At 44.9% G+C, this 24,858-nt stretch carries 28 protein-coding genes, 1 other RNA gene and 1 pseudogene; 19 read left to right on the top strand and 11 right to left on the bottom strand.

Annotation, left to right across the window (positions count from 1 at the left end; all coding sequences use genetic code 11):
• Positions 1 to 44 precede the first annotated feature (44 nt).
• From DL796_RS03260 to zapB, 4 genes are all read right to left on the bottom strand, one after another.
• Positions 45 to 641, bottom strand: a complete 597-nt coding sequence (locus DL796_RS03260) for a 5-formyltetrahydrofolate cyclo-ligase (RefSeq protein WP_110199926.1) — start codon at positions 639 to 641, stop codon at positions 45 to 47.
• Positions 641 to 821, bottom strand: a non-coding RNA gene (ssrS, locus tag DL796_RS03255) — 6S RNA. The genes DL796_RS03260 and ssrS overlap by 1 nt, the downstream gene beginning before the upstream one ends.
• 14 nt (positions 822 to 835) lie before the next feature.
• On the bottom strand, positions 836 to 1,177 hold the full coding sequence (locus DL796_RS03250; protein ID WP_227592950.1) for a cell division protein ZapA: 342 nt from the start codon (positions 1,175 to 1,177) through the stop codon (positions 836 to 838).
• A gap of 97 nt (positions 1,178 to 1,274) precedes the next feature.
• Positions 1,275 to 1,472 (bottom strand): cell division protein ZapB, encoded by a 198-nt coding sequence (gene zapB, locus DL796_RS03245; protein WP_110199924.1) that lies wholly within the window; start codon positions 1,470 to 1,472, stop codon positions 1,275 to 1,277.
• A 185-nt stretch (positions 1,473 to 1,657) separates the two neighbouring features.
• On the opposite strand from zapB, the gene DL796_RS03240 reads away from it, so the two are divergent.
• The 7 genes from DL796_RS03240 (at position 1,658) to DL796_RS03210 (ending at position 9,764) form a co-directional block, all read left to right on the top strand.
• On the top strand, positions 1,658 to 2,218 hold the full coding sequence (locus DL796_RS03240; protein ID WP_110199922.1) for a UPF0149 family protein: 561 nt from the start codon (positions 1,658 to 1,660) through the stop codon (positions 2,216 to 2,218).
• A 26-nt stretch (positions 2,219 to 2,244) separates the two neighbouring features.
• Complete coding sequence (pepP, locus tag DL796_RS03235; RefSeq protein ID WP_110199920.1) at positions 2,245 to 3,570, top strand: Xaa-Pro aminopeptidase; 1,326 nt, start codon at positions 2,245 to 2,247, stop codon at positions 3,568 to 3,570.
• A gap of 1 nt (position 3,571) precedes the next feature.
• Positions 3,572 to 4,789: a 2-octaprenyl-6-methoxyphenyl hydroxylase gene (gene ubiH / locus DL796_RS03230; RefSeq protein ID WP_227592948.1), complete on the top strand. Its 1,218-nt coding sequence runs from the start codon at positions 3,572 to 3,574 to the stop codon at positions 4,787 to 4,789.
• Positions 4,779 to 5,720 (top strand): hypothetical protein, encoded by a 942-nt coding sequence (locus tag DL796_RS03225; RefSeq protein WP_110199919.1) that lies wholly within the window; start codon positions 4,779 to 4,781, stop codon positions 5,718 to 5,720. Before ubiH ends, DL796_RS03225 begins: the two co-directional genes overlap by 11 nt.
• Complete coding sequence (locus DL796_RS03220) at positions 5,704 to 6,912, top strand: UbiH/UbiF/VisC/COQ6 family ubiquinone biosynthesis hydroxylase (RefSeq protein WP_110199917.1); 1,209 nt, start codon at positions 5,704 to 5,706, stop codon at positions 6,910 to 6,912. Before DL796_RS03225 ends, DL796_RS03220 begins: the two co-directional genes overlap by 17 nt.
• A gap of 110 nt (positions 6,913 to 7,022) precedes the next feature.
• Complete coding sequence (locus tag DL796_RS03215) at positions 7,023 to 8,102, top strand: Fe(3+) ABC transporter substrate-binding protein (RefSeq protein ID WP_110199915.1); 1,080 nt, start codon at positions 7,023 to 7,025, stop codon at positions 8,100 to 8,102.
• A gap of 12 nt (positions 8,103 to 8,114) precedes the next feature.
• Positions 8,115 to 9,764: an ABC transporter permease gene (locus DL796_RS03210; RefSeq protein ID WP_227592947.1), complete on the top strand. Its 1,650-nt coding sequence runs from the start codon at positions 8,115 to 8,117 to the stop codon at positions 9,762 to 9,764.
• Here DL796_RS03210 and DL796_RS03205 read toward each other — a convergent pair.
• Complete coding sequence (locus tag DL796_RS03205) at positions 9,745 to 9,939, bottom strand: hypothetical protein (protein WP_110199913.1); 195 nt, start codon at positions 9,937 to 9,939, stop codon at positions 9,745 to 9,747. The genes DL796_RS03210 and DL796_RS03205 overlap by 20 nt on opposite strands.
• A gap of 255 nt (positions 9,940 to 10,194) precedes the next feature.
• Here DL796_RS03205 and gcvT point away from each other — a divergent pair, with 255 nt between their 5' ends.
• From gcvT to DL796_RS03175, 6 genes are all read left to right on the top strand, one after another.
• Positions 10,195 to 11,283, top strand: coding sequence for a glycine cleavage system aminomethyltransferase GcvT (gcvT, locus tag DL796_RS03200; protein WP_110199911.1), 1,089 nt, complete (start codon positions 10,195 to 10,197; stop codon positions 11,281 to 11,283).
• Positions 11,284 to 11,475: 192 nt separating this feature from the next.
• Positions 11,476 to 11,865 carry a glycine cleavage system protein GcvH gene (gcvH, locus tag DL796_RS03195; protein WP_110199909.1) on the top strand — a complete coding sequence of 130 codons (390 nt, stop codon included), beginning with the start codon at positions 11,476 to 11,478 and terminating at the stop codon, positions 11,863 to 11,865.
• Between the two features lie 315 nt (positions 11,866 to 12,180).
• Positions 12,181 to 15,060, top strand: a complete 2,880-nt coding sequence (gene gcvP, locus DL796_RS03190) for an aminomethyl-transferring glycine dehydrogenase (RefSeq protein ID WP_110199907.1) — start codon at positions 12,181 to 12,183, stop codon at positions 15,058 to 15,060.
• A 127-nt stretch (positions 15,061 to 15,187) separates the two neighbouring features.
• A complete protein-coding gene (locus DL796_RS03185) occupies positions 15,188 to 15,409 on the top strand; it encodes a hypothetical protein (RefSeq protein ID WP_110199905.1) in 222 nt (73 codons plus the stop codon).
• Complete coding sequence (locus tag DL796_RS03180) at positions 15,399 to 16,190, top strand: SAM-dependent methyltransferase (protein ID WP_110199903.1); 792 nt, start codon at positions 15,399 to 15,401, stop codon at positions 16,188 to 16,190. The genes DL796_RS03185 and DL796_RS03180 overlap by 11 nt, the downstream gene beginning before the upstream one ends.
• A 55-nt stretch (positions 16,191 to 16,245) precedes the next feature.
• On the top strand, positions 16,246 to 17,328 hold the full coding sequence (locus DL796_RS03175) for a tetratricopeptide repeat protein (RefSeq protein ID WP_110199901.1): 1,083 nt from the start codon (positions 16,246 to 16,248) through the stop codon (positions 17,326 to 17,328).
• A gap of 115 nt (positions 17,329 to 17,443) precedes the next feature.
• Here the strand turns inward: DL796_RS03175 and mutH are convergent, their stop codons facing one another.
• The gene (gene mutH / locus DL796_RS03170) at positions 17,444 to 18,109 is read right to left on the bottom strand and encodes a DNA mismatch repair endonuclease MutH (RefSeq protein ID WP_110199899.1); all 666 of its coding nucleotides are present in this window, start codon (positions 18,107 to 18,109) and stop codon (positions 17,444 to 17,446) included.
• Between the two features lie 70 nt (positions 18,110 to 18,179).
• Between mutH and rppH the strand changes: the two are divergent.
• Positions 18,180 to 18,656 (top strand): annotated as a pseudogene (gene rppH, locus DL796_RS03165) (RNA pyrophosphohydrolase); the annotation flags it as partial.
• Positions 18,657 to 18,869: 213 nt separating this feature from the next.
• Here the strand turns inward: rppH and DL796_RS03160 are convergent.
• From DL796_RS03160 to DL796_RS03145, 4 genes are all read right to left on the bottom strand, one after another.
• A complete protein-coding gene (locus tag DL796_RS03160; RefSeq protein ID WP_110199895.1) occupies positions 18,870 to 19,271 on the bottom strand; it encodes a hypothetical protein in 402 nt (133 codons plus the stop codon).
• Positions 19,261 to 19,488 (bottom strand): peptidoglycan recognition protein family protein, encoded by a 228-nt coding sequence (locus tag DL796_RS11825; RefSeq protein ID WP_227592987.1) that lies wholly within the window; start codon positions 19,486 to 19,488, stop codon positions 19,261 to 19,263. The genes DL796_RS03160 and DL796_RS11825 overlap by 11 nt, the downstream gene beginning before the upstream one ends.
• Before the next feature lie 17 nt (positions 19,489 to 19,505).
• On the bottom strand, positions 19,506 to 19,904 hold the full coding sequence (locus DL796_RS03150; RefSeq protein WP_196597944.1) for an N-acetylmuramoyl-L-alanine amidase: 399 nt from the start codon (positions 19,902 to 19,904) through the stop codon (positions 19,506 to 19,508).
• A 93-nt stretch (positions 19,905 to 19,997) separates the two neighbouring features.
• Positions 19,998 to 20,597, bottom strand: a complete 600-nt coding sequence (locus DL796_RS03145) for a DUF938 domain-containing protein (RefSeq protein WP_110199893.1) — start codon at positions 20,595 to 20,597, stop codon at positions 19,998 to 20,000.
• A 178-nt stretch (positions 20,598 to 20,775) separates the two neighbouring features.
• On the opposite strand from DL796_RS03145, the gene DL796_RS03140 reads away from it, so the two are divergent.
• The 5 genes from DL796_RS03140 to DL796_RS03120 all read left to right on the top strand — a co-directional run bounded on the left by DL796_RS03140 (position 20,776) and on the right by DL796_RS03120 (position 24,348).
• Positions 20,776 to 21,582, top strand: coding sequence for a sulfite exporter TauE/SafE family protein (locus tag DL796_RS03140; RefSeq protein ID WP_110199891.1), 807 nt, complete (start codon positions 20,776 to 20,778; stop codon positions 21,580 to 21,582).
• Positions 21,583 to 21,623: 41 nt separating this feature from the next.
• Positions 21,624 to 22,415, top strand: coding sequence for a prolipoprotein diacylglyceryl transferase (lgt, locus tag DL796_RS03135; protein WP_110199889.1), 792 nt, complete (start codon positions 21,624 to 21,626; stop codon positions 22,413 to 22,415).
• A gap of 105 nt (positions 22,416 to 22,520) precedes the next feature.
• A complete protein-coding gene (locus tag DL796_RS03130; protein ID WP_110199887.1) occupies positions 22,521 to 23,315 on the top strand; it encodes a thymidylate synthase in 795 nt (264 codons plus the stop codon).
• A gap of 1 nt (position 23,316) precedes the next feature.
• The gene (folA, locus tag DL796_RS03125; protein WP_110199885.1) at positions 23,317 to 23,862 is read left to right on the top strand and encodes a type 3 dihydrofolate reductase; all 546 of its coding nucleotides are present in this window, start codon (positions 23,317 to 23,319) and stop codon (positions 23,860 to 23,862) included.
• A 48-nt stretch (positions 23,863 to 23,910) separates the two neighbouring features.
• Complete coding sequence (locus tag DL796_RS03120) at positions 23,911 to 24,348, top strand: hotdog fold thioesterase (RefSeq protein WP_110199883.1); 438 nt, start codon at positions 23,911 to 23,913, stop codon at positions 24,346 to 24,348.
• A 37-nt stretch (positions 24,349 to 24,385) separates the two neighbouring features.
• Here the strand turns inward: DL796_RS03120 and DL796_RS03115 are convergent, their stop codons facing one another.
• Positions 24,386 to 24,787, bottom strand: a complete 402-nt coding sequence (locus DL796_RS03115) for a YccF domain-containing protein (RefSeq protein WP_110199882.1) — start codon at positions 24,785 to 24,787, stop codon at positions 24,386 to 24,388.
• Positions 24,788 to 24,858: the final 71 nt, after the last annotated feature.

The following is a 24,858-nucleotide window of genomic DNA, read 5'->3' as shown; positions in this document are numbered from 1 at the left end:
ACAAAGTGTAGGGCTCGGCCAAAGCGATCCCATCAAGCGAACAATTAGTCGCTAAAACGAAGGAAATGATTGGGTGTGACCACAGCATCCATCGCTAAATCCCACTTTTCTGTAGGAATTTCAGGGACTTTTTGGAAGTTATAGGCTAACCCAACTAGCTCGGGGCGTTTCTTTTTGCTGAGATTAGCAAAGAAAGTATCGTAATAACCGCCACCCATGCCGAGACGATTGCCTTTGCTGTCGAAGGCGACTAAAGGCATAAATACTAGCGAAAGCTTCGACGGAGCTACCGCTTCAGTAGCATCACCAACCGGCTCATAAATACCATAAGCACCTTTTTTAACCGAATCCTGACCTGTATAAGGCAAAAAGTCCATAGTGCGAGCTTTTGTGGTGTTAATCTTTGGAATGTAACAGTTTTTTCCTTGCGACAGGGCGTACTCAATAATAGGCATACAACTAACTTCCCCACCGATAGGCAGGTAAAAAGCAATATGTTGGTGATTTTCGATGAGTTTAGCTTGTGAAATATGGCCTAGGATCGCAATCGCAGCACGCTGCATAAAAGGAGAGGTTAGATTTTGACGCTCATGCTTTATTCTAGTTCTAATGTACGTTTTTTGTAGTATGAGGTTATTCATAAAAACCCAGACTGCCGTTGTAGGTAATAGCCCTGAAACCCGGAGTTTCAAGGGGGGAAACCATGTGTAAGATCAGGCTTTCCGGTCTAAGCGGACTTGCACAACACCTACATTGAGGAATCCCTAAATAACAATTATCGGCTCGAGGACGGTCACTACTGACGAACAGCCCAGGCAAAGCCAGTATAACAAAATCAAGGGTTGTCCGTCAGCCCTATTTGCTCGCTTTGTTTGAGCGCATCGTCAATTTTTTCGTTCAGTAGTTCTATGCGTTGCTCAAATTCAGCGTTGGAATCAGTATCTGTGCTCGGTTTGTTCAAAAGCTCATAGCTGAGGTTTAAAGCGGCCATAACGGCAATACGCTCTAAGCCAAGAACTTTACCTGCGGAGCGAATTTCACGCATTCTTTTATCAAGGAAGTTCGCTGCCTGCAACAGTGTTTGATGCTCGTCTTCGGGACTCGCAACTTGAAATTCTTTCCCCAATATCGTGATATTCACTGGAGTTGCATTTGATTTAGCCATCTTGTTAGCCATTCTCTACTATCAATTCTCCTATGATAGAAGTATCACAGGATTCCACCGTCAAAGTTTATTTAACTTGCTGTTAATATAATTATTATGCCTGGTGCGTTTAGATTGATTTCAAACGTGAGATCATAACGTCGATTTGCTTACGAGCCGATTCATTACGACTGTGTAATCGATCTTTTTCGATTCTTAGTTCACTGATCTGCTGGCGTAATTGCTTATTTTCATTATCAATCGTATGAAAACGCGCCAATAAGGCGTCAATTTTCTGTTCTAATTGTTCAAATTGACTATCTTTCATAGCAAGTTACCTAATTTTGTTAAAGTATACTATAAGGTTCTGTATGGGGCTGGTCAATCAATAATCAATGGCAACGATAACCGGTTGGCGACTTCTGCGCTAACTTTCGCACAGAAACTGGGTTTTAGGGCGAACAAACGTTACACTAATGCCAAAATTGAACGAATTTACCGTAAATAGCTATTATGAATTACACCCAAGTAAGCGAGTTGTGCCAGGATTTTTTCCCAGACTTAACGCCGTCCCAATTAGCAGGAATGATACACGGTTTGTTAGGTCGTGGATTTGTGGTGGAAACTGAGCGTTGGAAGCAGCACATGAGCGAGTTTTTAGCCTCAGGAGAGCCACTGCCGGAGCCAGCTCTTGAAGGATTAGAACAACTAATCGCCTTCAGTCAGAAAGACTATCAGGCCGACTCTTTCTCCATCGACCTGATTCGCCCGGAAGACGACTATCCATTAGAACAACGCGCTTCAGCCATTGGTGATTGGTGCCAGGGCTATTTAACTGGCTATGGTTTAGTGAAAAACACTAACGCTAAGGAGCTTGAAGGCGAAGCTAAAGAAGCGCTACAGGACATCAGTGAAATCGCGAGAATCGACTTCGAGGGCGTGGACTCCGAGGATAACGAAATGGAAAAGGCATTTATGACCGTATGCGAGCACATCAAAATGTCAGGACTGATATTGTTTCAAGCGAATCAGCCCGAAGCCACCGTAAAATCAGAACAAAAACAGGTTCATTAAAACTGGAGCATTGAAAACAAGTCTCTATGAAAGCCATTAACTTTGCCGCTCGACGTAAAAAATTAATGCAGTGGATGGGGCCAAACTCCATCGCTATATTGCCGGCCGCCGAAGAAAAGGTGCGCAGCCACGACGTCAACTATCCGTTCCGTCAGGACAATAACTTCTGGTACTTAACCGGCTTTAATGAACCGGACGCAGTGATGGTGCTGATTCCAGGTCGCAAGCAAGCAGAGTTTATCCTCTTTAATCGGGAAAAAGACAAAACTCAAGAACGCTGGCATGGCCGTCGGTTAGGGCAAGAAGGCGCTATTAATGAGCTAGGTGCTGATGATGCGTTTCCGATCGATGATATTGATGACATTTTGCCAGGACTTATGGAAGGGCGTGAACGAATTTACTTTGCGCTTGGCGCTAATTCGGAGTTTGATCATAAGGTTATGGAGTGGCGTAGCGAGTTAATGACCTCGCCGGCCAAACGAACCGCCTCGCCGGGTGAGCTGATTGATATTGGTCATCACTTGCATGACATGAGGTTGGTTAAGTCATCTGCAGAAATTCAGCGTTTGCGCCATGCTGCTAAAACCTCGGCAAAAGCGCATAAAGAATTAATGTTAGCCTGTGCGCCTGGCAAGACAGAGCGCGAGATGGAAGCGGTGTTGCACTATCACTTCGCTAAGGGTGGCTGCCGCTATCCGGCATACCCATCGATCATCGCTTCTGGCGATAATGCGAATATACTGCACTACATTGAAAATGCCGACGAGATGAAGGATGGCGAGTTACTGCTGATCGATGCCGGTGGTGAGTTTGAACACTATGCGGCCGATATCAGTCGCACCATTCCGGTTAATGGCAAATATAGCGAAGCACAAGCGGCGCTGTATGATGTGGTGCTTGCGGCGCAGTTGGCGACGATAGAAATGGTCAAACCGGGTAATCACTGGGATCATATCCACAATAAAGCGGTAGAAGTTCTAACCCAAGGGTTGGTCGATTTAAAGATCCTAAAAGGTGAGCCAAAAGATTTAATAAAACGCGGTGTTTACCGTGAGTTTTATATGCATAAGACAGGACATTGGCTTGGGCTCGATGTGCATGATGTCGGCGATTACCACCTACACGGTGCACCGCGCGTGTTGGAGCCGGGTATGGTGTTGACGGTGGAGCCTGCGCTTTATATCCCTGAAGACATGACGCGCGTTAATGGTCATAACATTGCCAAAAAGTGGCGCGGCATTGGTATTCGTATCGAAGACGATGTGTTGGTAACCAGTAAGGGCTACGATATTTTGTCGAAGGATGTGCCTAAAACACGCCAAGACATAGAGGCGCTGATGGCGAAAGCATAAGATGACAAGCATGAAGGATTCTTACCCAGTAGCGATTGTCGGCGGTGGTATGGCTGGCGCCAGCTTAGCTCTGGCGCTTGCTAAGCGAGGCATAGCTTGTGTCGTGTTTGAAGCTTTTGCCCTAAGCGAGCAGTCGCAACCAAGCTTTGACGACAGAACCGTGGCGCTTTCTAAAGCATCGCTTAATATTTTAGCCAATCTAGGCATCGCAGAAGAAATCGCGCGTGTCAGCGAAGCAATCAAGACAATCCATGTCTCTGAGCAAGGGCATATTGGCTTTGCCCGACTCGCTGCCGAAGAGTGTGATGTCGAGCAATTAGGTGCGGTAATTGAGAATTGGCAACTGGGCAAAGTGTTACATCAGGCTTTTTCCAAACAAGCCGAATATATTGATTATGTAGCGCCGGCCAAAGTATTAGAGCTCTCGCAGAGTCATGATGGTGCCGAACTGACTGTTGAGATTGATGGTCAGGCTGAGACCGTTGAAACGCAACTGGTGGTGCTAGCCGATGGTGCGCGCTCGCCGTTGCGTCAAAAATTGCACATAGACAGTGAGCAACGTGATTTTGAGACTGCCGCTGTGGTGTGCAATCTTAGCACCCAGCTACCTCACCGCAATCAAGCGTTTGAGCGATTTACAGCCGACGGCCCCTTGGCTTTATTGCCGCTCAGTCGCCAGCGAATGGCTCTGGTTTGGTCGAAGCCACAGCATCAGGCTGAGCATTATGTGTCGATGCCGGAGAACGAGTTCGCTAAGGAATTGGAGCATGCCTTTGGCGCGCGTCTTGGACGAATAACCAAAGTGGGTAAAAGACAAAGCTTTCCACTAGTGCAAAGCAAGGCGGAAACCTTAGTCCGCGGGCGCTGTGTATTGGTTGGCAATGCTGCACAGTCTTTACATCCGATAGCGGGACAAGGCTTTAACTTAGGTCTGCGCGATATATCGGTATTGTCTGAACTGTTGTCAGGCGCTGAGGATTACGGCGATTTCCATGTGCTTAACCAGTATCAAAGCTTGCGACAGTCAGATCGTGAGCAAACCCTGTGGGTCACGGAAAGCCTGGCGCGTCTCTTTAGCAACGATTGGGCACCATTATCATTAACCAGAAATCTATTATTAAAAGCTATGGATATTGTGCCAAGCGCGAAATCTATTTTTGCCCAACAAGCGATGGGCTTTGGCTTTAAAAACAGTGAGTTAGCGGCTAATGACGAATAAAATCATTATCGGCTTGGCGCTTTGTGTTGTGGGACTATTCTACCTAGCAGTTAGCTTGTGGTCCGAGAACGATACGCCGGCAGAGCTTACGCCTGAGATCACCAGCGAGCAGAAGGTGAGTTTAACCAAAAAGGATAAAGAACCCGCTACTAGCGAACTATCAGTGACTCAGCCTGTTAAAGATAAAGAGACGGAGCCAAAAGAAAAAGTCGCCAAAAAAGACGACGCTGATGACAAAAAAGTGTGTCAGCTTGCCAATCAATATAATGATTGGTATCCCTCAGGTAATAGTTATGAATCCACTGCTTTTATAGCTGAGGTTAAGGCTTGGGCCAATACACGTGGTTATTTTGAAACTGAGTATTCACGCGGTAGTTTGGACGTAAAGAAACGCTCGGATTACGATTATTACGCGCTAGAAGATTTAGAAGATATGGCAGAAGCGGGCGACTCGATGGCGAATGTACGCTTAGCCTACCGTTTGTATTTAAAAGGCGATAAAGAAAGTTTACAGAAAGCCCAGCCCTACTGTAATCGTGCTATTGCAGACGGATATACAGCCTTAATTATGTGTAAAACCGCAAATTTAATGCACGAGATTAGCGACTTGGATCAGCAAGAGAAGACTGAGTTAAACCGTAAAAATAAAGAGCGACTCGAGCTTGAGTTTCTGGCATGGCAGGGTGTTGCCGAGCGCTTAGGTGACGAATTGGGCGCGGAATTGGCGGTGAGCATTATGCCGGAGCAGGAGTTTGAGTTCGACTCGGCGAGTGTGCAGCAGAAAACCACTGAGTTGGTGGACAATATCCAGAGCTATCGTAAACACTTAGGAATTGAAGGCATTCAACAGCTGCCGATGCCTAAGCTTCTGGCGTATCTTTTAAAGAATCCAGAAAAAATCCAGGAAGAGATCAATGCCTGCTTCGAATAACAGCACAGTAAACGTGGACTATGAGGTCATCATTGTCGGTGGTGGTATGGTTGGCTTGTCTTTGGCAGGCTTACTCTTAGAGCAGAATATCAAGGTTGCCGTGATTGATCCGAAAGCGGTCGAAAGCGATTGGCCAGAAGATTCCATCGGGCAAAGAGTGAGTGCTATTACGCGAGCCAGCGAAAGACTCTTTAAGCAAATTAATGCTTGGGATTTTATCGGCCAACATGAAAAAGCACCTTATCAACGGATGTTCGTGTGGGATGGAGAGTCGAGTCGAGGCAAGATTGAGTTTGATGCAAGTTTAATTGCGCAGCAGAATCTTGGCCACATTGTCGAGAACCGTGTTTTGCGCCGTAGCCTTTTCCAGGCCATTGAGCGCGAGCGTCAGCTGGGTTGGTTGTGCCCAGAGCGGTGTGTAAGCGTGGATTATCAGCAGGATTATGCCAAACTCGAACTCGAATCAGGCCGACAAGTTACAGCACGCTTATTAGTCGCCGCCGATGGTGCTTTTTCATGGCTACGCAAAGCGAGTGGTGTCGGACAAGAGCAAAAGCCGTATGGGCATAAAGCTATTGTTTGCGCGGTTAAAACAGAAAAACCACACCAGCAAACGGCTTGGCAGCGCTTTGACCACCATGGCCCTTTAGCCTTTTTGCCTTTAGCCGATGCGCATTATTGTTCCATCGTTTGGTCGGTGGATGAGGACTATGCTGATGAGCTTTTAGCCTTAGGGCATGAAGCATTTGCAGCGCGTCTTAGCCAAGCATTTGAGTCGACCCTTGGTGAAGTCAGCTTAGCCACTAAACCCGTGGCTTTTCCACTGATTGAACGTAGCGCAGAAACCATGGTTGCGCATCGCTTGGCGTTGATTGGCGATGCCGCACACACTATTCATCCGCTAGCGGGACAGGGCGTAAATCTAGGATTTAGTGATGCTGTCGAGCTCGCAACAGCGATCAAAAATTCTTTGCAAAAAGGTGCGGATATTGGTTTGCAGCGCTGTTTACGACCTTTCGAACGGGCCAGAAAGTCAGAAATAAAAGCGATGCAGTTGGCGATGCAGGGCTTTAAGCGCTTATTCGAGCAAGAGGTTCCGCTAATCCAAATGGCGCGAAGTTATGGCCTTGCTTTGACCGATAAACACCCGTTACTAAAGCAAAAGCTGATCCAAAAAGCGATGGGGCTTTAGCGACTTCTGAAAATAATCCTTATTGTCATAAAACTCTACTTGAAATTACAAATGGTAATAATTATCATTCATGTATTGCACATCTATAGGTCAATCCTAGGATTTAAATAATGAAAACGATCAATACATGGTTAGTCGCGTCTGCGGTGGCCTTAGCCTTAAGCGCCTGTGGCGATTCTGAGCAAACTGTGGAAAAAGAGCAGGCGAAACAACCAGAGCAACAAGCGTCAACAGTGGCAAAAAAAGAAGCGACACAACAAGAAATCGTTGTTTACTCTTCGCGCAAAGAGCATTTAATTAAGCCGTTCTTCGAGCAATTCACCAAAGAAACCGGTATTCCGGTAGCCTACATTACCGATGGAGCTGCGCCGTTAATTAGTCGACTCAAGGCAGAAGGCGAGCGCACGCCTGCAGATATTTTGATGACGGTTGACGCTGGTAACTTGTGGCAAGCGACTGAACAAGGTGTTTTACAGCCAATTAACTCTGACGTTTTAGAGCAAAACATCCCTGATAGCTTACAAGATCCAAATAATGAGTGGTTTGGTCTAACCGTACGAGCGCGCACTATTGTCTACAGCAAAGATCGCGTGAAGCCAGAAGAACTGAGCACTTATGAAGCGTTAGGTGATGAGCAATGGAAAGGGCGCTTATGCTTAAGAACCTCTAAAAAAGTCTATAACCAATCGCTAGTGGCAATGTTGGTAGCGCGCTATGGCGAAGAAAAAGCACAGCAAGTTGTCGAAGGCTGGGTTGGTAATTTAGCGACAGATCCTTTCTCGAATGATACAAAAGTGATGAATGCGATCGAAGCTGGCGCCTGTGATGTGGGTATTGTAAATACTTACTACTTTGGACGCTTAGAGAAAGAAAACCCTGAGATCCCATTAGCGCTATTTTGGCCAAACCAAGAAACAAGTGGCGTACACGTCAACATCTCAGGCGCGGGTATCACTAAGCATTCTTCTAATGTCGAAAATGCGACAAAGCTGATAGAATGGCTCTCAAGCGCTGAAGCGCAACAAATGTATGCTGGACACAATATGGAATATCCAGCAAACCCAACCATTAAGCCTGTCCCAGAAGTAGAAGCTTGGGGTAGTTTTAAAGCTGATGAAATGAATTTATCGAAAGCTGGCGAGCTGCAACCACAAGCGGTTAAGGTCATGGACCGAGCGGGCTATAAGTAAAAGATAGCAATATTGCAATCCAATAACTTAGCATCATCTCGTAATCAAGACGCCAGCGGCAATCGCTGGCGTCAGCGTTTCAGCGGTTGGCTACCTGCCATACTGCTCTTTCTTGTTTTTGTTATATGCGTTTTACCGCTGATTCCATTAGTCGCCTCTTGGGCAAATGTTGAAGCAGACTTATGGTCGCATTTATGGCAGACCGAACTTCCTGAGCTCTTCAGCAATACCATTGTCTTAATTCTATTAGTCGGAAGTGGCAGCTTTTTGCTAGGTGTTGGCTTAGCTTGGCTGATCGTTATGTACGATTTTAGAGGGCGAAACATTTTGCAGTGGGGCTTGATGCTGCCGCTGGCGATACCGCCCTATATTCTCGCCTTTGTATTGCTCGGTTTTACAGACTTCGGCGGGCCTTTGCAAAAACTGTTGTTCTCGATGGGCTTGGGGATAGGTTGGCTACCCGATATGCGCAATCCGTTTGGCGTGGCACTAGTGTTTACGCTAACGCTATACCCTTATGTCTATTTATTGATGCGTAGTGCACTCCAGCGCAAAGGGCGCTCTAGTTATGAAAGCGCGAGAACCTTGGGTTACGGCAAGATTGCAGCCTTTTGGCGCCTAGTGCTGCCTTTGACGCGACCTGCGTGGGTTGCAGGCTTAGCGCTTGTTTTGATGGAAACTCTAGCCGATTTCGGTGCGGTCAGTATTTTTAACTATAATACCTTTACCACCGCAGTCTATAAGTCTTGGTATGGTTTCTATAGCCACAACACTGCGGCACAGTTAGCTTGCTTACTGTTATTGTTTGTCAGTCTAGCGGTAATGGCAGAGAAGTGGGGGCGAGGCAAAGGCCGCTACGAGCAATCGGGCGCGGCTTTGAAGCAATATCGACAAGAACTAAGTGGGCTTTGGGGGCTTCTTGCACAAATTGGGGCTTGGTCAGTCTTTGCGCTAGGCTTTGTTCTGCCAGTGATACAGCTGTTGGTATGGGCGATTAGCAGTTTCGAGCAACACACCGAAGGCACTATCGAATTACTCTTAAATACCGTTACCTTGGCTATAATGGCGGCCGTGTTGACGCTAGTGGTTGCTGGCGTAATGGTCTGGTCACAAAGACAAAAGCAGACAAAAACACGCGGTGTTATGTCTGAGTTCTCACAATTAGGTTACGCCATTCCAGGGACTGTACTGGCGGTCGGTATTATGATGGTGTTGAATGTGATCGATAGTTGGATTGCCGATATTGTGAACGAGCAAAGCCAATGGTTAGCGACGGGGCTATTCGCCTTAATGCTCGCTTATGTTATTCGCTTCTTGAGAATAGGATTTGGCCCATTATCTAGCTCGATGGGACAGATCAAGTCGAGTATTGTTGAAACCGCCGGAATCTTAGGAGCAGGAAAGCGCGAGCGACTCTTCCGCGTGTATATTCCGCTACTTCGTCCCGGCGTCTTAACGGCCTTACTTTTAGTCTTCGTCGAAGTGATGAAAGAATTACCTGCGACCTTGATCTTAAGAACTTACGGCTGGGACACCTTGGCGATTAGAATCTATGAACTCAGCTCCGAAGGGCAATGGGAAACCACCGCCTTACCAGCCATTATGCTTGTCGCAGTCGGTATTATTCCGGTATTCCTGCTGATTAAGAAGAGTGAGATATAGTTGTAGACTTGGCTCTTTCATATTTCTTAGCGCTGTATACGCCAATAAAAATAAGCAAAGATAAGAAGCCCAAGCTCAGTACCGGAATACCTACCAAATTAGCGAGTGCTGCGGAAATAATGACGGCTAGAATAAAAAGCAGCTCTTTGCCAATGGGTTTTACAAAATTAGGCATGGAATAGATCCTTTAAAGTGTCAAAACAGTGTCTTATTAATGGGCAAACTATTTGCGCCATATCCGTGATGTGTTGAGTATAAGAAACGTAACCTCCTGATTCAATCCTAGAAATGTAACAGCTTTTAAATAGGTTAATTAACCACCTAAAAATTTCACTGGTCAGACTCGCCCAAACTGGCTTCTTTTGTCTCTAGAACCCTGTATAATCGGGCAACATTATTTTTGTTGAATTGTTTAAGGAACGCTATCGTTATGGGCAGTAAAACACCTTTATACCAAGCACACGTTGATGCTGAAGCTCGCATTGTTGATTTTGGTGGCTGGGATATGCCGCTGAATTATGGTTCGCAGATTGATGAGCACACTGCGGTGCGTGAAGCATCGGGGATGTTCGATGTGTCTCACATGACCATTGTGGAGATTAAAGGTAGCGATGCCAAGCCGTACTTACAGTACGTTCTAGCGAACGATGTGGCGAAGCTAACCGAGTCTGGTAAAGCGCTATATACTGCTATGTTAAACGAAGATGGCGGCGTTATTGACGATCTTATCGCATATTACCTAACTGATGCACACTATCGCTTAATCGTTAACGCATCGACGCGTGAAAAAGATCTTGCTTGGTTAGAAAATGTTGCACAGCAGTTTAATGTATCTGTTGAAGAGCGTATCGATCTTGCCATTATCGCCGTTCAAGGGCCACAAGCGGTTGAAAAGACATTGTCAGTAATTAGTGACGAGCATCAAGAGTTAGTGTCAAACCTTAAGCCATTCACAGCGGCCTATGCAGGCGATCTATTCGTGGCGCGCACTGGCTATACAGGTGAAGATGGCTTTGAAATTCTGATCCCAGATAACCAAGCGATTGAACTATGGAATCAATTACTTGCAGCAGGCGTGAAGCCTTGTGGTCTAGCCGCACGTGATACTTTGCGTTTAGAAGCAGGTATGAACCTTTATGGCAACGACATGGATGAAAGTGTAACGCCATTAGAGTCTAACATGGGTTGGACGGTTGCTTGGGAACCTGAAGATCGTGACTTTGTTGGCCGCAAAGCTTTGGAAGCACAAAAAGAAGCGGGTATTCCGCACAAGCTAATCGGTTTAGTGTTAGACGGCAAAGGTATCATGCGTGAAGGCCAAGAAGTTCTAGTGAATGACGAAGTTGTTGGTGTTGTGACCTCTGGCACTATGTCGCCAACAACAAGTAAGAGCATCGCCATCGCTCGTGTTCAGCGAAGCCTCGATGCTGAGGAAGTTTTAGTACAAGTTCGCAAGAAGCAAATTCCGGCGAAAGTCGTAAAGCCTGGCTTCGTAAGAAAAGGTAAGTCATTGATTTAAAGGCGGTTAAATAGTAACCAGTCCTTGCAGGTTAGGTATCAGTTGTGCTCAAGCAAAGAGTACGCTGACACCTACCATTCCTGACCAAGCTGACAGTTGCCATGAAAGGCTTGGGCAGGGACAAAGTTTCATATACAATACGACTAATTTTTGGTGCCCCGCAAAGCGACGGGGGTTAAAGAGGAAGAGACAATGAGCCAAATTCCAGCAGAATTAAAATATGTTTCGAGTCACGAGTGGATCCGCCATGAGGGTGACGGTGTAGTAACAGTGGGTATTACTGAGCACGCACAAGAGTTGCTTGGCGACGTAGTATTTGTAGAAGTTCCAGAAGTGGACTCTGAAGTAGAAGCTGAAGACGAGATCGCAGTTGTTGAGTCTGTGAAAGCCGCTTCAGATATCTATGCACCGCTAGCAGGTACTATCACAGAGATTAACGAAGAACTTGAAGACTCGCCTGAGTTGCTAAACAGCGACCCTTACGGTGATGGTTGGATGTTCAAAATGCAATTAGCCGACGTATCAGAGCTTGACTCATTATTGTCAGCGGACGATTACGCGGAAGAAATTGCTGACGAATAACTTATTGCCTCTTAGCGCCGTAAAAGGCACCAATAACCAAGCTCGTTTAGTTTTAAGTAAACGTCGCCTCGTTATCAACGCATTTACCTCGCTTTGAACTCAATAAAGTTTAGTAAAGAAGTCTTGAACCTAAGCTCAATTGAAACGAGTTTTAATAAAGTTTAATGCTTCATTACAGGATGGGTTAGCTGATAAAACTGCTCATCCCCCGTCGTAACTGGCGGGATATTTTAAGGGCCTCGAGATGTTCGAGGCTTTTTCGATTAAACAGTTTATGCAAAACGGCATAATTGAAATTTATAGGTCGCGCCCAGTATGACTGATAAAACAGGTTTTCAAAACATAAAGCTACAAGATTTACAGCAGTCGGATGATTTTATCCGCCGCCACTTAGGCCCTCGTGAAAATGAGATCCAAGAAATGCTTGGAGAGTTGGGGTTGTCATCGCTGGACGAATTAGTCGAGAAGGCGGTACCTCATAAAATTCAGGTTAAAGAGCCGATTAATGTAGAAGCGTCTCGTTCAGAGAAAGACACGCTAGACTATTTACAGTCGCTTGCAGATGAAAACATTATCGCTAAGTCATACATAGGCATGGGCTATTACGATACGGTTACGCCAACCGTTATCTTACGTAACGTGCTTGAAAACCCTGCTTGGTATACGGCTTATACGCCTTATCAACCGGAAATTGCACAAGGTCGCTTGGAAGCTATATTGAATTTCCAACAAATGACCATGGACTTAACCGGTATGGAGCTCGCTAGTGCATCGCTACTAGACGAAGCGACCGCAGCGGCAGAAGCTATGGGCCTTGCCAAGCGTTCCTCAAAAAACAAAAAGTCGAATACATTCTTTGTTGATGAGAAGACCTTCCCACAAACCATTGACGTGGTTAAAACTCGTGCCGAGCACTACGGTTGGGACTTAATTATTGGTCCTGTCTCAGAAGCTGCTGAGCACGATGTTTTCGGTGCTTTATTATCTTACACCGATGTCCATGGTGATGTGATTGACCTAGAGCCAATCATCAAACAATTGCACGACAAAAAGGCAATCGCTTGCGTTGCCTCTGACATTATGAGCTTAGTGATGTTGAAATCACCAGGCGAAATGGATGCGGACGTAGTATTCGGCTCAGCTCAGCGTTTCGGTGTTCCGATGGGCTTCGGTGGTCCACACGCAGCTTTCTTTGGTACGCGCGAATCGTTTAAGCGTTCGCTACCTGGCCGTATTATCGGTGTCTCTAAAGATACTAGAGATAACAATGCGTTGCGTATGGCGATGCAGACTCGTGAACAGCATATCCGCCGTGAAAAAGCGACATCGAATATTTGTACGGCGCAGGTTCTTTTAGCAAACATTGCTAGCTTCTATGCGGTTTACCATGGCAAAAAAGGTTTAACCACAATTGCTAACCGTATTAACCGCTATGCGTCGATCGTGGCTTCTGCGGTAGTAAATGCAGGCTTAGAAGTGGTTAATGACCATTGGTTCGATACCGTCACTTTCCGTGCCTCAGACATCGAAGCGATTCAAGACCGCGCAAAAGAAGCGCTAGTGAACTTGCGTTACGATGGCGATTTGATCAGCTTCACCATTGATGAAGCGAAGAACCAAGCCGATATTGAGCAGTTGATTGAAGTGATTACTGGTACGGAAGCAGATATTTTCGCGCTGGATGACGAAGCGAAAAGTTCAATTCCTCAGCAGCTAGTCCGTGAGTCAGACTTCTTAACGCACCCGACTTTTAACGACTATTATTCTGAAACGGATATGTTGCGTTATATCAAGCGTTTAGAAAGCAAAGACTTCTCGCTAGTTCATGGCATGATTCCACTCGGCTCTTGCACCATGAAACTAAACGCGACATCAGAAATGTTACCGATTACTTGGCCAAAGTTTGCAAACATCCACCCGTTTGCACCAGAAGACCAAACTTACGGTTACCTTAAAATGATCAAAGAGCTAGAAGCTGATTTAGCAGAAATCACCGGCTACGACTTTGTATCAATGCAACCAAACTCTGGCGCTCAAGGCGAGTACGCGGGCTTGATTGCTATTAAGAAGTACCACGAAAGCCAAGGCGAAGGTCACCGTAATATCTGTCTAATCCCAAGCTCAGCGCACGGTACTAACCCAGCGTCTGCGCAGATGGCTGGCATGAAAGTTGTGATCGTTAAATGTGATGATAACGGTAACGTTGATGTCGAGGATTTACGAGCTAAAGCTGTTGAGATGAAAGACAACTTAGCCGCACTAATGGTTACTTATCCTTCTACGCACGGCGTGTATGAGGAAGAAATTAAAGATATCTGTGACATTATTCATGAAAACGGCGGTCAGGTTTATATGGACGGCGCTAACATGAACGCACAGGTTGGCATTTCGCGTCCAGGGGATATCGGCTCAGACGTGTCGCACTTGAACTTGCACAAAACCTTCGCCATTCCGCACGGTGGTGGTGGTCCTGGTATGGGGCCAATCGGTGTGAAGTCACACTTGGCGCCGTTTGTCTCGGGCCACTCAGTCCGCAAGATCCATAGTGTTGAAGCGCGTGATAACGCTGTTTCAGCGGCACCTTACGGCAGTGGTCTGATTCTACCAATCTCTTGGGCTTACATTAAAATGTTAGGTCAAGTAGGGTTGCGTCGTTCGACAGAAGTTGCGTTATTAAACGCTAACTATTTGAAAAATAAGCTTTCTGAGCATTATCCAGTGTTATACGTTGGGCGTAACGATAAAGTGGCTCACGAATGTATTATCGATTTGCGTGAGATCAAAAACGAAACAGGTATTAGCGAAGTAGACTTTGCTAAGCGTCTTATGGATTACGGTTTCCATGCACCAACCATGAGCTTCCCAGTTGCGGGTACTTTCATGATTGAGCCAACGGAAAGTGAATCGAAATACGAGCTGGATCGTTTTATTGATGCCATGATTCGAATCCGTAAAGAAGTTGAGAAGGTCGCGAGTGGCGAGTGGGATAAAGACAATAACCCATTAACAAACGCACCGCACACTCAAGCAGATTTACGTGACTGGGATAAGCCTTACTCGATTGCAGAAGCGGTATTCCCGTCTGAAGCAACAAAACTAAGCAAGTTCTGGCCGACCACAAACCGTATTGATGACGTGTTTGGTGATCGTAACCTTATGTGTAGCTGTCCGGCGACGGAAACCTATGCAGAATAAGGCTCTCAGAGTGTTAGAGAGTTAATCATAAAAAGCCAGCTTTAGCTGGCTTTTTATTTTACGCAACGGTATAACTATGAAGTTTGGCCTGAAACAAGGCGTTATTTAGGGAAACTAAGGAATAAATATGTCTAAAAAGAAGTTTGAAGAATTTGTCATTAAGCTATCGGAAGATCCAAAACTGAACCAATCCTATGTCGAAAATCCAGAAGCCGTTATGAAGGACTTTGGTTTGGAGGATAATGAAATAAAAGCTGTGATGACCGGAGAAACAAAAGAAATAGAAAAGCTCACAGGAGCTAAAGCAGTTTGTATCAACATCATTATGCTAATGAAAGATGACAAATAAAAAAAAAGGGTCATTTATTGCCGTAAGTACTGGGATGTTGCTTGCAGGCCACATCTCGGTTCGAGCTAAAGGAATTGTTGAAGAGGCTGATGTCGTGCTATCGCTAATGCCTCACCCTATAGCTGAAAGATGGTTAGATAGTATCAGCCGAGAACATATTAGTTTGCAACCCTACTATTCGGAAGGTAAGAATAGAATGGAATCTTACAACGAAATGTGCGAACGAATACTGGAAGAGGTTCGCAAAGGTAAGGTTGTCTGCGGAGCATTTTATGGGCATGCTGGAGTTTTTGCTTGTGTCCCGCACAACTCAATAAGATTGGCTCAAGAAGAAGGTTTTTCTGCCTATATGGAGCCGGGAATTTCTGCAGAGGCCTGTCTCTATTCAGACTTAGGTATCGATCCAGGAAGCTATGGGGTTCAAAGTTACGAGGCTTCTCAGTTTCTGTTTTACAGCCATCAACCAAATGTAGTGAGTTACCTATTGTTATGGCAGGTTGCACTAGCAGGAGAGTTAACGGCAAAAACATTTAAAACTCACAAGAAAAATATAAAAGTGTTGGTGGAATATCTGCTACATTGGTACCCACCAGAACATGAACTTATACTATATGAAGCGGCTTTTTTGCCACTAGACTCGGTCAGAAAGGATAAAGTAAAGCTTGTGGACTTGCCAAACTCAGATCTGAATTTACATACTACACTGGTTGTCCCTCCCGCTAGAAAAATGAATATTAACAAAGAGTTAGTGGAAGCCATAAGAGTAGACAGAGAGCCTTAAAACTACGAAGAGGCACGGGTTTGTAAAAGTACTGTTTTAGAAGGATAATTAAACAATGTTAGAAAGCCAGGGATTCACAATGTTTAAACTAGCGATAATACTGATGATGTTGCTCTGTGTAACTGGGGTGAACGCAGTGGAAAGTAAAAATTACACAGCAGAATTAATAGAGATAGAAAAAAATCTTCTGAATGACTTGTCGGTATCACGTGAGCGATTAGAGTTAATCGGGCAGCACAAAAATAATTTTACGGAGGTAGAAAAGCAGCATCATAGATTACTGAATGCCCACCTGACTTTGATGATGAATGATGTGGATAAAGCTCAGGCACTTTTAGAGCAGCTTGAGAGTAATAAGTTAAGCCCAGATTATGATGCAAGAAAGCAAATGTTGTTATCATCAATTTATCACCATAAAGGCGAAAGCGTGAAGGCTTTTTTGGCTGTTGACCGATCAATAAATCTGATTGAGAAGTTAAATCATAGCCGCTATAAATCAAAGGTATTAATAAGTGCGGTAGGTATATATAAAGATGCCGACTTGTTTGAGTTTGCATTAGAGTATGGACGGAGGGCGATAAACCTTGCCAATGAAAGTAAAGATGCTGAAACCATGTGTCTTGCGTCGTATGAGATGGGCGCTATTGAGTTGTTGACTAAGAATTATAAGATGGCGGAAAATCGACTCTTAACCGCTAAAGGCTATTGTGACAAAGCAGAAATTTTACTTGCTTCTTACGCAATCGATTACAGCCTTATGCAGCTAAGCATTGAAACTGGCAAGATTGAAAGCGCTGAAGCAATAGTTAGAGAGTTGCACCCGAAAGTGGAAGAGTATGGCTGGGATGTTTTAAGAGCTGGAACTAAAATACTGTATGGACGGTTACTGCTTAACAAAGGTAAATTGAAAGAAGCTAAAAACTTTGCTGAAGCCGGCTATCAAATTGCAAAAAATGTGGAAGATAAAAAAAGGCTAGAACAAGCCGCTGCATTGTTGGCAGAAGTCTATACTGAGCTGAAGGATAATGATAAAGCTGTGGAATATTATAAGGAGTATATGGAGTTAAATGTTCAGAATAGAGTAAGAGTAAGGCAAAGGAAGTTAGCATTTGATATTGCACGACAGGAGCGTCGCTAGAAATATGAGTTTAGCAAGCTGGCTCAAACTAAGTTATTTTTTTTAGACAAAGGTAAAAAAGTAATACAAAGTCTGGCTACAAAGAAAGTTAGCTTACGATGTTGCGCGTCAAAAGTTATAATAAATCAAACTGCTGCTGTAAGCATCGCTTGGTAAACTGCGGTCGTAGATAAAATCCTCTGGGCAGAGTCTTGATAGTGGCTCCATCAGGCCCTATAGCGTCGGTAAGAGCTTTTGAGTTTGCGGCTTTGGGGCGAACTTGTAATATGTCACCAAGCCTCGCATCTAATTGTTCAATTCTACCCATAGCAACCTGATCCAAAACATCTTCAAAATCCTGCTTAAAAGTTTGCTCTTCTTCAGGGGTGGGTTGCCACAGGAAGGGCATAGCTATTTGTCTATCTTCAATCGGAATCTCGCGACTGGCTACGATCGGAATCCACAGCACCTGCAATAATTTATGGCGCACTACAGAGTTTTCCCAGCGTAAGCCATGGATATTCATTAAGGGGACAACGCTGACATAGGTTGACTCTAAGGGGCGTCCCTGTTCATCAATCGGCAGTGTTTTTAGCTCCACACCAAGCTCGGGAAAGTCTGGTTGGGCCAAAGAGCCAGAAGTCGCCCCTAAAATCATCTCTAAAAATTGTCCTACCCAGCCTTTTTTGTGCAGTAATTGTTGCGGAACTTGCTCCTTATAACGTTCACAAAGCTCGCCCAAGGTGAAGCCGGCGAAGCTCTGAGCATAGTCTAGTAAGGCTTGTGGGGATTCGTACTGCATAATTTGTTATTGTCGAAAGCTACCGTATGTGGAACAATGATACCAAAGTTTTATGATATTGGATGAATAGATGATCGACGCAGACGGCTTTAGGGCCAACGTCGGCATCATCATTTGTAACAAACAAGGCCAGTTACTCTGGACACGCCGTTATGGACAGACATCGTGGCAGTTCCCGCAAGGGGGCGTGCACCCGGGCGAAAGTGCAGAGCAGACAATGTACCGAGAACTATACGAAGAAGTCGGCCTTGAAAAAGATGATGTCCGTATTCTAGGGAGTACGCAGCACTGGTACAAGTACCGATTGCCGCAACGTTTGATTCGCCAGAACTCCCAACCACTGTGTGTTGGCCAAAAGCAAAAGTGGTTCTTGTTACAGCTGGTGAGTGACGAAAGTAAGATTGATTTTGCAGCGACTGACCATCCTGAGTTTGATGGGTTTATTTGGGTTAACTATTGGTACCCAGTAAGGAACGTCGTTAATTTTAAACGAGACGTGTACCGTTCGGCATTGTCGGAACTCATGGGACCAATGTTTCGCTTTCAGATGCAGGGTAAATCCAGCCATCGGCCTGAAAAGAAACAGAAGAAACATAACCCTACACGCCATGCAAAGCAGAGCAAAGCGGAGCAGCACTCGAGTAACGATTCAAATGGTAATCAACAACGCCAGGGCAATCGTCGTCGCAGGCCGCGCCATCCTTACCGTTCTAATAATGCAAATAAAGAGTCAGAGAGCAGCTAATCAGCTGCTCTTTTTTTAATGCAGGTTGGGGATATTAGAGCATGCTACTTTAGAGCAGGCTTTATTGATAGTTTCTTTATCAGTACTTAATACGCCTGTTCCACCCACTCGAATTCGCCAATTATAGAGCTTAGAGTTAAAGTTTAATGTGCCAGTGGAGTAGCAAGGAAGAATATCGTACTGATTATGAAGCTCGATTTGGGATATAGTCTTAGACTGACTAAAAAATTTACTAACAGAATCTTTGCTCATGGTGAACTCCTTGCATGCGCTCGTGATAACTTCATCGTCATCAAGACTTTGTCCTTGCTCCAAAATTTTAATATTAGAGTATTCTTCCGTGATGCTCTGCTTTTGATTAGAGCAACTTGTTGTTATAAATATGACACTAAGGCCTAAAATTAGATTAATTTTCATTGTAGCTTTCCTTTAACCATTCAAAAGCGCCGACACCTTCATTAACTTTCTTTCTCGCAATACTGCCATGGGCGTAGATGTCTTTTTCAAACGATAGATTGTAGTGAGAAAGTAGCTCTGTGATAAGCCAAAGCAGACTTTTTCCTTGTGGCTCTTTTAATGCTTCAAAAGGGCCTTTGTCACTTGAACCTCCTAAGTAAGCGCCAACAAGCTCGATACCGATAGAGTCGCTATTTAAAGGGTATCGGTCAGGATAATTTTTCTTTTTTCGTTGTGGTAAACTTTTTTAAATTTGCTTCCCCAGCTACCAGAGCCATGAAGTGTTTTCTTAATGAATTCTGCATCCTCGGTAGAGCATGAACTTTCTAATCTGCATCTAGATTGAAGTAGTCCAATATGCCAGCACTGCTTTTTAAGTGATGCGGTTTGGTGGATAGCCCCTGTTTTGTCAATCAGGAAATGAGCCCCTGACTTCTTGGATTTCCATGCGTGCAATGTTGAATCAGCTGTTCCAGCAGATGTTCGGTGAAGCACCAAGGCATTTACTTTCGCTAGCGCTCCATGTTCAATGTTGGGGATGAGATTAGTTTTGACTTTGGGGTTATTAATAATTCCTTCGAAAATACACAGCATAACGCTTCCTTATCAGTTATTTTAGATAAATTATAGAATTATTATGCTTTTTTTGCGAACCAGAGTAGGGTGTTTGTGATAGTAGTCACGAAGTTAAAAGCTTGAACTCTTCTGATAAGCTAGCAGCATGTTGTTGGCAGGCATCTCGTGACGCTCGACGAGCTGAAATCCATTGTATCTAGCAGCGCTGTTCATATCCTCATAATCACGAATACCGCTTTCTGGATCCTGCTCTTTAAGGAACTTATCGAACTCCTCATTGGAATCAGAGGTAAAGTTACCGTTTACGTTAAACGGGCCATAAATCAACAGATAGCCACCAGGCTTAACGACTCGGTTTGCGCCAGAAAATAAGTCTTTAACACGATCCCATGACATGATGTGGCAGGTGTTGGCGGTGAAAATCGCATCGACCTGACTCACTGGCCAGATACGTTGGCCAACGTTTAAGGTGCGAGGCTTGCGAATATTAGGCAGTTCGCTAGCTTCAAGCCAAGCGATTATGGAACCATGATTTTCACGCAAGTCAGAAGTATGCCATGTAAGGTGTGGCATGGCTCCAGCAAACCAAACAGCATGCTGCCCTGTACCAGAACCGACTTCAAGCACTTCTTCCGCGTGTGTCAAGTAAGGTTTAATAACATCTAAGATGGGACCCTGATTACGTTCACAGGCTTCGCTAAATCGGCGCATAATAATCTGAATTGCTGAGTATTAGAAACCATCATAGCCCAGCAAGAAAAAATCATAAAGAGCTCAAACTCGTAGGCTATGAAGAACAGCCAATTTTAGCGCAGAGATAAAAATTATGACCGATATTTTACATGATTTATGCCATAATCTGCCTACATCCTAAAATACAGTTTAAGTTTTGGATTCATTAATTTATTGGCTTATTGCCTTTGTTGCCTTAGGACTTTTTAACGGCGTGCTCGCTGGTTTGTTGGGCATTGGCGGGGGCATGGTCATAGTGCCTGCCATGATTTGGCTAGCGCCTCAACTCGGCGTACCTCAAGAGCACATTATGCATGTCGCGCTGGGTACCTCGATGGCGACGATTTGCTTTATAGCCATATCTTCTGCGCGTTCGCACTACCGTCGTGGTTCGGTCAGCACATCATTGCTGAAAGTATTAATCCCAGGCATAGCCATAGGTGCTTTTCTCGGCACTATTATCGCCAAATACATGGCAACCGAATGGCTCGCGTGGGTATTCAGTATTTTTGCCATACTTATTGGTATTAAGCTGTTATCAGGCGCGAACCCGCAGGCCAAAGGTGAGAAAGTAGTTGGCCAACAGCGTTTACCCGCAGGCATTACCATGGGCGCTATTTCGTCGCTGGTGGGCGTCGGCGGTGGAAGCCTCGTAGTTCCCTATTTGTTGTATCACAAAGAGAAGCTGGTGGTGGCCATTGGTACGGCGGCTGCCTGCGGACTTCCATTGGCACTGACCGCTACAGTCGGGTATATTGTCACAGGTTGGGGCGCGACCTCCTTACCAGCAAACCATGTTGGTTTTGTCTATTGGCCGGCGATGGTTGCGATAGCCATTGGCTCGATGCTCACAGCTCCCGTAGGCGCATATTTAGCGCACAAATTACCGACCAAAGTGATTAAGCGTATTTTTGGTGTGTTGCTGATCATAGTTGCAATAAAAATTATCATTGAACACCTATAACCCATTAACAATAAAGACAAATAATAGTTAAAGAGATTTTTATGGATTTTCCAAGAATTGACCCAGTAATGTTTGAAATCGGCCCTGTTGCATTGCATTGGTATGGCTTTATGTACTTGCTGGGCTTTTTAGCGGCCTGGGGCCTGGGAACTTATCGAGCGAAACAGCCAAATTCCGGCTGGACACCTGAGCAAGTGTCCGACTTTTTGTTTTATGGTTTTATCGGCGTCATTGTTGGTGGTCGATTGGGTTATGTGTTCTTCTATGGACTCGAATTCTGGGCTAAAGATGCACTCTATATCTTTAAAATTTGGGAAGGCGGCATGTCGTTCCATGGCGGCTTACTCGGTGTTCTCGCTGCCGGATGGTATTTCTCGCGTAAAAACAAAAAGGCCTTTTTCGATGTGGCAGACTTTATGGTGCCACTAGTTCCGTTAGGCTTGATGTTTGGTCGAATTGGTAATTTTATCAACGGTGAGCTATGGGGGCGTGAAGCATCTGCAGACTACTTCTTAGCGATACGCTTTCCGCAAGATCCAGCTGGATTGTTGCGTCATCCATCTCAGCTTTACCAGGCGATCTTTGAAGGTTTAATTCTATTTTTAATTGTCTGGTTCTACTCGGCAAAACCAAGACCAAGAAAAGCAGTTTTCTCAGTATTTTTAATTGGTTACGGAGTGTTCCGTTTCGGCGTTGAGTTCTTCCGTGAACCAGATGCCCACTTGGGCAAAGTGATATCCTGGCTAACCATGGGGCAGGTTCTTTGCATCCCGATGATTGCGATTGGTGTGTATCTGTTGGTTAAAGCCTACAAGAAACCTCAAACAGCTTAGTGCAGACAGGGCTGGGAACATTTAAGGGCTGCCACCCTGAACTGGATTCAGGATCTTATGAGTTGTAGACTGGCATTGTGAACAATTAATGATGAAGCGGATCTTATGAAACAATACTTAGACATGATGCGCCATGTACTTGAAAATGGCGAAGATAAAGGCGACAGAACAGGAACAGGTACTCGTAGCGTGTTTGGCTACCAGATGCGATTTGACCTCCAACAAGGCTTTCCGCTTGTCACAACCAAGAAGCTACATCTACGCTCGATCATATATGAATTGCTATGGTTCCTAAACGGCGATACCAATATCAAATATCTAAAAGACAACGGTGTTAAGATTTGGGACGAATGGGCTGATGAGAATGGTGATCTTGGCCCTGTCTATGGTGAACAATGGCGTTCTTGGAAAAAGCCAGACGGCACGACTATCGACCAAATCAGTAATGTTCTTGAACAAATTAAGAGCAACCCAAACAGCCGACGCCTTATGGTGGTCGCTTACAATCCAGGCGTTGCCGACGAAATGGCGCTACCGCCATGCCATTCGTTATTCCAGTTTTACGTTGCTAACGGCAAATTATCGTGCCAGCTCTATCAGCGCAGTGCAGATATCTTCCTAGGCGTGCCGTTTAACATTGCTTCTTATGCGCTATTAACGCACATGATGGCGGAGCAAGCTGGCCTAGACGTCGGTGAATTTATTTGGACTGGCGGCGATACACATTTATATAGCAATCATTTTGAGCAAGCCAAAGAACAGTTATCGCGTGAGCCTTTACCTTTACCAAAGCTCAACATAAAACGTAAGCCTGACTCATTGTTTGATTACGACTTCGAAGACTTTGAAATCGTTGGTTACGAAAGCCATCCACACATTAAAGCACCTGTGGCGGTGTAATATGGCGAAGTTTCTTGATGAAAAGAAGAAGCCAATTATCAGCTTAATCGTCGCCATGGCGAACGATCGAGTCATTGGCAAAGACAACCAAATGCCGTGGCATCTGCCCGCTGATTTAAAGCACTTTAAAGCCGTTACTCTAGGCAAGCCAGTCATCATGGGGCGCAAAACCCATGAGTCGATTGGCATGGTATTGCCTGGCCGTAAAAATATTATTATCAGCCGAAATCCTGATTATCGATCAGACTTCCATAACGAGCACTGCGAGGTCGTGACCAGTCTCGATGCTGCTCTTGAAATAGCTCTTGAATTAGAGAAGAGTGAAGACGAAATAATGATTATCGGCGGCGCTAATATTTACGGACAAATGATCGACCAAGCCGATAAGCTCTACCTCACCTTTATTGATCTCGACGTGGACGGCGACGCACGATTCCCTGACTGGACGCATCATGAGTGGCGAGAAGTCTCACGCGAAAAACATCAACCTGATGAAAAGAATAAATATTACTATCAGTTTGTGGAGTTACAGCGAGTTGGCGGCTAGAACTTTTTTTAAGGGCACATAAAAAATTAATCGAACGTGGAGAAAGTTTTGAGTATTTGGTTTAACGAGCCTGATTTAGAAGAAATAAATAGTTGGAGCAAGGGAACGCTTTTAGAACACATAGGGATCGAAGTAACAGAAGTTGGTGATGATTATTTAGAAGGCACCATGCCTGCAGATCACCGAACGTTCCAGCCCTATGGCTTAGTCCACGGCGGTGCGAATATTGTACTAGCGGAAACACTAGGCTCGATTGGTGGTATGCTAACCATTGATCCCGAAAAGTACATTTGTGTTGGCCAAGAAGTAAACGGTAATCATCTGCGAGGTGTTCGCTCAGGTGTCGTTCGAGGCCGTGCCGAGCAGGTTCATGCAGGCAGTAAGTCACAGGTTTGGGAAATTAAGCTGTACGATTCGAATAATAAACTTAGCTGTATTTCGCGCTTAACATTGGCTGTAGTAAAGAAAAGACAATTAATTGGCTAGGCAGCTTAATAAGCTGCCTAGCTAGCAGGTGTATGTTTTAAAACAAACGCTCACCATTTCTGAGGCCGTAGATTTCTCTACCGAATGGCCAAATGGCAATCTTAACCATTTTAAAGTGCTGTATGCCGAAAGGTATACCGATAATGGTAATACACAGCACCACACCCCAAAACAGGTGGTTAATCATAATCCAGATCCCGCCAAAGATTAGCCATATAATATTTAAGATGACGTTGATTAAGTCCTGAGTGGCAGGACGCTCGGCCATACGCGTATCTTGTCCGAAAGGGAATAGGGCAAAGATAGCAAGCTTAAAGCATTGTACACCCCATGGAATCCCGATAATGGTGAAACACAAAGCGATACCACCTGCGATATAGCCCATCGAAACGAAAAAGCCGCCAAAGATAAGCCAAAGAATATTTAGTAATAGTGACATCAAGTTTTCCTTAATGGATTGGTTCTAAAAGAGTCATACTTTTATTTAATACCAGAAACGTGTGTAAGAGT

This window comes from Kangiella spongicola (assembly GCF_003194565.2).
Lineage (GTDB): Bacteria > Pseudomonadota > Gammaproteobacteria > Enterobacterales > Kangiellaceae > Kangiella > Kangiella spongicola.
Note: the sequence above shows the minus strand (reverse complement) of the source record. Positions and strands in the feature narration are given on the sequence as shown.

What these genes read in the sequence shown, in the direction of transcription:
- DL796_RS03260 (WP_110199926.1), bottom strand. Translation starts at nt 641, where the DNA reads ATGAATAACCTCATACTACAAAAAACGTACATTAGAACTAGAATAAAG.
- DL796_RS03250 (WP_227592950.1), bottom strand. Translation starts at nt 1,177, where the DNA reads ATGGCTAACAAGATGGCTAAATCAAATGCAACTCCAGTGAATATCACG.
- zapB (WP_110199924.1), bottom strand. Translation starts at nt 1,472, where the DNA reads ATGAAAGATAGTCAATTTGAACAATTAGAACAGAAAATTGACGCCTTA.
- DL796_RS03240 (WP_110199922.1), top strand. Translation starts at nt 1,658, where the DNA reads ATGAATTACACCCAAGTAAGCGAGTTGTGCCAGGATTTTTTCCCAGAC.
- pepP (WP_110199920.1), top strand. Translation starts at nt 2,245, where the DNA reads ATGAAAGCCATTAACTTTGCCGCTCGACGTAAAAAATTAATGCAGTGG.
- ubiH (WP_227592948.1), top strand. Translation starts at nt 3,572, where the DNA reads ATGACAAGCATGAAGGATTCTTACCCAGTAGCGATTGTCGGCGGTGGT.
- DL796_RS03225 (WP_110199919.1), top strand. Translation starts at nt 4,779, where the DNA reads ATGACGAATAAAATCATTATCGGCTTGGCGCTTTGTGTTGTGGGACTA.
- DL796_RS03220 (WP_110199917.1), top strand. Translation starts at nt 5,704, where the DNA reads ATGCCTGCTTCGAATAACAGCACAGTAAACGTGGACTATGAGGTCATC.
- DL796_RS03215 (WP_110199915.1), top strand. Translation starts at nt 7,023, where the DNA reads ATGAAAACGATCAATACATGGTTAGTCGCGTCTGCGGTGGCCTTAGCC.
- DL796_RS03205 (WP_110199913.1), bottom strand. Translation starts at nt 9,939, where the DNA reads ATGCCTAATTTTGTAAAACCCATTGGCAAAGAGCTGCTTTTTATTCTA.
- gcvT (WP_110199911.1), top strand. Translation starts at nt 10,195, where the DNA reads ATGGGCAGTAAAACACCTTTATACCAAGCACACGTTGATGCTGAAGCT.
- gcvH (WP_110199909.1), top strand. Translation starts at nt 11,476, where the DNA reads ATGAGCCAAATTCCAGCAGAATTAAAATATGTTTCGAGTCACGAGTGG.
- gcvP (WP_110199907.1), top strand. Translation starts at nt 12,181, where the DNA reads ATGACTGATAAAACAGGTTTTCAAAACATAAAGCTACAAGATTTACAG.
- DL796_RS03185 (WP_110199905.1), top strand. Translation starts at nt 15,188, where the DNA reads ATGTCTAAAAAGAAGTTTGAAGAATTTGTCATTAAGCTATCGGAAGAT.
- DL796_RS03180 (WP_110199903.1), top strand. Translation starts at nt 15,399, where the DNA reads ATGACAAATAAAAAAAAAGGGTCATTTATTGCCGTAAGTACTGGGATG.
- DL796_RS03175 (WP_110199901.1), top strand. Translation starts at nt 16,246, where the DNA reads ATGTTAGAAAGCCAGGGATTCACAATGTTTAAACTAGCGATAATACTG.
- mutH (WP_110199899.1), bottom strand. Translation starts at nt 18,109, where the DNA reads ATGCAGTACGAATCCCCACAAGCCTTACTAGACTATGCTCAGAGCTTC.
- DL796_RS03160 (WP_110199895.1), bottom strand. Translation starts at nt 19,271, where the DNA reads ATGAAAATTAATCTAATTTTAGGCCTTAGTGTCATATTTATAACAACA.
- DL796_RS03150 (WP_196597944.1), bottom strand. Translation starts at nt 19,904, where the DNA reads ATGCTGTGTATTTTCGAAGGAATTATTAATAACCCCAAAGTCAAAACT.
- DL796_RS03145 (WP_110199893.1), bottom strand. Translation starts at nt 20,597, where the DNA reads ATGCGCCGATTTAGCGAAGCCTGTGAACGTAATCAGGGTCCCATCTTA.
- lgt (WP_110199889.1), top strand. Translation starts at nt 21,624, where the DNA reads ATGGATTTTCCAAGAATTGACCCAGTAATGTTTGAAATCGGCCCTGTT.
- DL796_RS03130 (WP_110199887.1), top strand. Translation starts at nt 22,521, where the DNA reads ATGAAACAATACTTAGACATGATGCGCCATGTACTTGAAAATGGCGAA.
- folA (WP_110199885.1), top strand. Translation starts at nt 23,317, where the DNA reads ATGGCGAAGTTTCTTGATGAAAAGAAGAAGCCAATTATCAGCTTAATC.
- DL796_RS03115 (WP_110199882.1), bottom strand. Translation starts at nt 24,787, where the DNA reads ATGTCACTATTACTAAATATTCTTTGGCTTATCTTTGGCGGCTTTTTC.